Annotated in this window: 5 protein-coding genes; 3 read left to right on the plus strand and 2 right to left on the minus strand. The window is 45.1% G+C overall.

Going from position 1 to position 6,367, the window contains the following annotated elements; all coding sequences use genetic code 11:
- Window positions 1–386: 386 nt before the first annotated feature.
- Together RMO52_RS17160 and trpS are read right to left on the minus strand one after the other, a co-directional pair.
- A complete protein-coding gene (locus RMO52_RS17160; RefSeq protein WP_396135037.1) occupies window positions 387–1,301 on the minus strand; it encodes a methylenetetrahydrofolate reductase in 915 nt (304 codons plus the stop codon).
- A 127-nt stretch (window positions 1,302–1,428) separates the two neighbouring features.
- Window positions 1,429–2,436, minus strand: a complete 1,008-nt coding sequence (gene trpS / locus RMO52_RS17165) for a tryptophan--tRNA ligase (protein ID WP_310416606.1) — start codon at window positions 2,434–2,436, stop codon at window positions 1,429–1,431.
- A 6-nt stretch (window positions 2,437–2,442) separates the two neighbouring features.
- On the opposite strand from trpS, the gene RMO52_RS17170 reads away from it, so the two are divergent.
- The 3 genes from RMO52_RS17170 to RMO52_RS17180 all read left to right on the plus strand — a co-directional run.
- Window positions 2,443–2,595, plus strand: coding sequence for a hypothetical protein (locus tag RMO52_RS17170; RefSeq protein WP_310416609.1), 153 nt, complete (start codon window positions 2,443–2,445; stop codon window positions 2,593–2,595).
- Between the two features lie 878 nt (window positions 2,596–3,473).
- Entirely contained in the window at window positions 3,474–4,793 is a 1,320-nt protein-coding gene (locus RMO52_RS17175; RefSeq protein WP_310416611.1) for an HlyD family efflux transporter periplasmic adaptor subunit, read from the plus strand.
- A gap of 37 nt (window positions 4,794–4,830) precedes the next feature.
- Window positions 4,831–6,367: glycosyltransferase (locus RMO52_RS17180; protein ID WP_310416614.1), on the plus strand; the 1,537-nt coding region annotated here is incomplete at its 3' end.

Raw genomic sequence — 6,367 nt, forward strand, 5'->3', positions numbered from 1 at the left:
ACGTTCTTTTGCTTCCAACTATTACGTCGCTGCATCTGAGCTTCTCGCTGTTGAACGGCTTGTCCAAACTCACTAATGATGGTCTGGACACTGGCCTGACCCAATTTAAGGTAGAGTCTACCTCCAGATAGGTATGCAAAATTAAAACTCATGTGACAGTCTGCGGTAAGCGTTAGCTGGTGGGAATTTCAGGTATGGCATTATCCTTGCTGTACCTACTCTACTGTTCCCCAACCAGAGTCGATAAAGCTCATCTCGATAAAAATTGATTAACTCACATCTTGCACCAGTACATGGCAACTGATAAAAATAGCCATAAAACTTACTGCTAAGTACTAAAACTATCCACTATCCACTAGTAACTATGTTTTGATGCAAGATGTGAGTTAAATTATGTTGGCATGGGGAGAATCGATCGCTAGAGCAGGTATTCCTGCTAGATCGAGAATCTGGGGAATTAAGTCTTCGCGCTTAACTGCCATCAGATGTACGCCTTGACAGAGTTGGCTCGCCATTTGTACCTGCTCGGCGGCAATTTTTATCCCTTCTTGCAACGGTTGTGACGATCGAGCCAATCGATCGATAATGTGCTGGGGGATCTCTACGCCGGGGACATTTCGATTGATAAATTCGGCATTTTTGGCAGACTTGAGCAGAAAAATACCTGCCAGCACGGGCTTTTGATAACCATTGGCAATTTGGTACATGAATTTCTCCAGCAGATCGAAATCAGAAATAAGCTGACTTTGGAAAAACTGCGCGCCAGCGGCGATTTTTTGCTCGAATCGTCGCTCTAAACCCGATTTACTTTTGCACTGGGGATCTACTGCCGCACCGACGAATAAGTCCACAGCCCCGTCTGGCAGGGGCTTGTCGTTGCCATCGAGACCGCGATTGAGGTTGCCGACGATCTTCAGAAGTCGGACGGCTTCTAGGTCGAATACGGCCTTGGCATCGGGATAGTCCCCCGCCTTAATCGGGTCGCCCGTCAACGCTAAAATATTCTGGATGCCCAAGGCATGAGCGCCGAGTAAATCGCCCTGAAGTCCAATCCGATTGCGATCGCGACAGGCAAATTGACACACGGGTTCGATCCCATGCCGCAGCAAAATTAATGATGCCGCAAATGGCGACATCCGCATCACCGCGCGACTCCCATCGGTGATGTTCACAGCATGAACGCGACCCTTCAAACAGTTCGCCATCTCCATCATGTGAGTGATATCACCACCTTTGGGAGGAGCGACTTCCGCTGTAATCAAGAACTCACCATTTGTCGCAGCTTGTCGAAAATCGTTCACGATCGCACCCGAGGACTACACCTTTTATCATACAGGGGATGGGGAATGGGGGATGGGGAATGGGTAAAGGGTAAAGGGTAATGCAACAATCTCCCCGTCTCCCCGTCTCCCATCTCCCATCTCCCATCTACCCTCTTCTAGAGAATCCTAGCGCTGCTTTCACATCTGCCAGGGTACGATCGGCGATCGTGGCGGCGCGATCTCTGCCATCTTTAAGGACGGATTCGAGATAGGTTTTATCGGTCATGACTTCTTGATACTTGGCTTGAATCGGGCGTAAATGTTCGATCGTGGCTTCGGTAAGCAGGGGTTTGAATTGACCCCAGCCCAAATCTTGACATTCGCTGGCGACTGCGGCTTTGGACTTGCCGGACATCAACATGTAGAGAGTTAATAAATTCCGACATTCGGGACGAGCGAGTGCTTCAAAAGTCAGACCGCGTTCGAGATCGGTTTTGCATTTTTTGATTTTTTTCTCAACTAGTTCGGGCGGATCTAATAAATTAATCCGACTCAGATCTGAGGGATCGGATTTGGACATCTTTTTGGTGCCATCGGTGAGGCTCATGACTCTCGCCCCATCTGTTTGAATGAGAGCGTGGGGTAACTTGAGAACGGGATCTTTTTTGGCAAATTGGTGATTGAATCTGGCAGCAATATCGCGAGTTAGTTCTAAATGTTGTTTTTGATCTTCGCCCACTGGGACTTCATCGGCTTGATAGAGCAGGATATCCGCTGCCATTAAAACTGGATAATCTAATAAGCCAACGTTGACATTTTCCCCTTGTTTAATTGCCTTTTCTTTGAATTGGATCATATCTTGCAACCAATTCAACGGTGTGAGACAATTGAGCAACCAAGTTAGCTCGCTATGAGCGGGAATATGCGACTGAATAAAGATACTAGCATGTTCGAGACTGATACCACAGGCTAGATAAAGAGCCGCGATCGTATAACTATTTTCAGCTAAAGTTTGCGGATCGTGAGGGGCGGTAATGGCATGAAGATCGACGACGCAAAAATAATTCTCATAGCGATCTTGATGTTCGACCCAATTGCGAATCGAGCCTAAATAATTGCCTAGATGTAAATTACCAGTCGGTTGGATGCCAGATAAAACACGTTTCTTGGTCATAAATAAATGGCTCTACCGAACTGCGGCGGCTTCGATTTGGTGCAAAGGTTTCTTATTATAGCAAAGGATCTCGGTTATCCAAAGCAGCGATCTTGGCAGTGGCTGACGATCGCGCTGTCCGGCGCAGCTAATTTCAACCCCATGACAGACTTAAGATAGCCTACTAGAGCATCATAGATCCGTTCGATCGCCTTCTGGGTCTCTCATCTCCCCAAAAAATAATCGTCCTAGAAAAGACATTTCCACAGATCGCAGCTCAAACAAAACCCCTGTAGTTTCACTGGCAGTAGCTTTTGAGGTTTGAGTGGGTAGTATCCCGATTTTGAGGAGGCTGCATGTAGTTATTATTTGTACAAGTTGAATTTAACTTTTGTGTACTGGCTTAGATCGAGCAAATACATACATAATATAGTATACTTAAGTTACAAGCTGGCTAAGGGTTAATTATAGTCATGCGATTCTCCTTCACAAAGGCTACGCTCATTGCAAGCCGCTCGGTACGAGTTAAATCCCAAGTTGGCTCGACCCGATCGTCAAGAAAGCTCTCTGCCGCGAACTAGGTCATATGGAAGGAGCAGATCTCGTTCGCGAAGCGTTTCTGAAAGAGAATCGAGCCATAGCAGTTAAATTAGGAATTAAACAAATGGAACTCTATCCCATTCCAATAGAAATAAAGATCGAACGCGATCTTTGTTATCTAATCTGCAATATTACTTCCCGAACATAATAACCCTCTTCAATCGCTCTCCAAAGCTAAAAATCGAATCCGATTTTGAGAACTCATCTCCAAAACAACTTTGAAGCTGTATTGTCCGATCGAACCCCAAAGATCGGAAATTTTTAGAGGAAAGGCGATGCAGCAAGGAGTTTGGATGATGTGGGCAGAGTGACAGAAGCGGAATAAAAGGCATCGTGCCAAGATCTGTGTAAAAAGCGATCGGCTCTTCCTCTAACCCTTAAGAGGAGTGCTTTTAAAGTTTTCTTGAACCGTCGATGGTGATTCAAGCTGTTATTTGTCCTATAAATTATTAGCTTTAATGATAAAACGTACTCTTGTCTCTCAGCCTCTAGAAAGCACTAAAACTCAACCTTTACCCTTTCAGAGAGCGGAAGAAATTGGTTCGCGAAAGTCAGGGCGCTCTTTGTTTTCCAATGTGGCGCTGTTGCTACTTAGTACTGCTCTATTAAGTTGGTCTATCCGCCTGATTCAATCTCAACTAACAACTATTAGCAGCGTTGATGCAGTTGTAAACGGTACGCTAACAGACATCCGGGCACCACAAGAAGGCGTAATTTCCAAAGTCGCAATCAAAACTGGTCAGTCTCTCAGCTCCGAGAAAGAGTTGTTTGTGCTCAAAGACCGACGAGCTAGCCAACTTCAAACTCAAGAGATTTCCAGTCGCTTGAATCAACAGGAAGCAGAGTTGGAACAGGCACAAGCACGTTTGCCGCGTAAAATGTTGCTGCTGAATGTCGTAAGTCGAGAGGCTGTAAACCAGCAAAAGCTGGCAGTCTCAGAGAATCAGCAAAGTCAAAACCAATTGTTGTCCGATATCGAAGGTGCCAAGTCGCGCTGCGAACTGGCAAAATTGAGCTACCAGCGCACAAAGTTTTTGAATTCACAAGGAGCGATCTCTCGCGCCAACCTTGATACAGCCGAGATCGAACTCAAACAGCGGAAAAGTGAAGTAAAAAGCTTACAGGCTAAACTGGCAACTTTACAGGTTAATGAGGATGCTGTTCGTGGCGGTTTGTCCTTATCCAGAACGCGAAGTAACTACGATCCCAGCATTCGGCTAGAGGAGTTGCAACTGCAAATTGCTGAAGAACGGCAAGGGATTCAAATCTTCAAAAGAAAGATTGCCGGAACTAAAGCAGAGCTGAGTCAGGCAAAAAAGGACTTTCAACGCAAGCAGGGTGCGACGATTAAAGCGCCAGCAGCAGGGGTAGTGTGGCGAGTAACTGCCCAACCTGGCAAGTTTGTGCAGCAAGGAGAATCACTAGGGCAAGTAGCGTCCTGCAAACAACGGTGGGTAGATGCTTGGGTAGATGAGCAGAAGGTGCAACTACTTCAAGTTGGCTCCCCAGCCGAGATTAAGCTCAATGGGATGGGTTCATCCGGTACGCTCAAAGGAAAAGTCTCGGTAATCCGTTCGGGGATCGGGCGATTAGCTGCTGGGGAAGATGTCGCGATCTCCATGCCGCCAAACTTACCGCGCCAAACACAAGTTCGGATCGATTTAGATGCAGGATCGGTTTCATCTGAGCCGAGTGAGAGCGGAAATCTTTGCCGGATCGGCTACACGGCACGAGTGACATTCCCGGTGCGAACCACGAGTTTGTTTGCAGGCTTATAATCTCTCATCAAATTGCGTTTTTTGCCATTTAATAGTGATGAATACTAAGCCTAAAAAAATTATTTCCCCTGTAGTTTGGTTGTTGTTTGCTACTAGTGCTGTTGTATTTATATCAACCTTGTTTATTAGTAACTGGACGAGTACAGGGCCAACATTTTTCTCGCCGCAGGAAGTCAACTCAACTGTCGATCGGGTAGTGCCAGCATTATTACAAGTTCCAGCTATCGATTGGGAGTTGCTACTCCCAATTGTTGCTGTTCTCTCACTTGGTATTTGTCTGAGATTTGTTCGAGCAACAAATGGGACTCGTCTGATTGTTAAGTCGATCGTCTTATTTTTAGCAGCACGGTATTTTATATGGAGGACAGTTGCTACCTTAAATTTTTCACATCCAGCCAGTACAGTTTTTTCTTTAACTATCTACAGTGTAGAAGTAATTTCTTTCTTTTCTTGTTGTCTGTACATGGTGCAAACAATCTGGTCAACCTCCCAGCAACGCAAGCTGGAGGCAGATCGGTACTCTCAAGCTGTTATTTATGGCGAATATCTGCCCTTGGTTGATGTACTGGTGCCAACTTATAATGAGCCAGATTATATCGTTCGCCGGACTGTAATTGGCTGTCAGGCAATGGAATATGACAATAAAACTATTTATATTCTCGATGATACTCGTCGCCCAAATATTAAAGCACTAGCACAGGAATTGGGTTGTGAATACATCACCCGACCGGATAATACCCATGCAAAGGCTGGCAACTTAAATAACGCACTAAAGTATGTTACTGGCGAATTAATTGTACCGATCGATGCTGATTTCGTACCTTTCAAAAACTTTTTAACTCGAACTGTTGGTTTTTTTCAAAATCCAGAAATCTCCCTCGTCCAAACTCCACAATACTTTTACAATTCGGACTATCACAGTCGCAATTTAGGGTTAGAAAATTTTCTACCCAACGATCTAGAGCATTTTTATGGATTACTGCAATCAAACCGCGATGCAGGCAATAGTGTAATTTGTTGTGGCAGTTCCTATGTCGTTCGGCGTAGTTGTCTCGATGCTGTTGGTGGCTACTATACTCGCTGCTGCGTTGAGGACTTTCAAACATCCTTGCGAATGTTAACACAGGGCTTTCGGCTGACTTACCTGAATGAAGTTCTGAGTACAGGAGAATCAACTCGAACCTATATAGATTTTATCGATCAGCGACTGCGATGGTTACAAGGAAATTTTCAGGTTTACTTCTGTGGCAAGGACATTCCAATTTGGTCGAAACTAAACTGGATTCAAAAAAGCTATAGCGTATCGCAATTAATCTATTGCTTTCAACCAGTATTACGAGCTGTTTTTCTACTAGCACCTTTGTGCAGTGCATACCTGGGAATATCACCTTTTATTGCCACCCTGCCTGAAATTCTCTACTACTTCTTGCCATTCTGGTTATTACATATTGTAGTTTATGGCTGGGCAACAGACTACCGAGTCTCCTACTTCTGGAACGAAGTGTATGAAACAATCTTTTGTTTTCCAGCACTCAGGCGATTGTGGCTGATCGTTCGTACTCCTTTTGCCAAAG

This window comes from Chamaesiphon sp. OTE_8_metabat_110 (genome assembly GCF_031382685.1).
Lineage (GTDB): Bacteria > Cyanobacteriota > Cyanobacteriia > Cyanobacteriales > Chamaesiphonaceae > Chamaesiphon.

Bases quoted from the DNA above. Each gene is read 5' to 3' on its own strand.
- RMO52_RS17170 (WP_310416609.1), top strand. From the start codon at position 2,443: ATGGCTCTACCGAACTGCGGCGGCTTCGATTTGGTGCAAAGGTTTCTT.
- trpS (WP_310416606.1), bottom strand. From the start codon at position 2,436: ATGACCAAGAAACGTGTTTTATCTGGCATCCAACCGACTGGTAATTTA.
- RMO52_RS17175 (WP_310416611.1), top strand. From the start codon at position 3,474: ATGATAAAACGTACTCTTGTCTCTCAGCCTCTAGAAAGCACTAAAACT.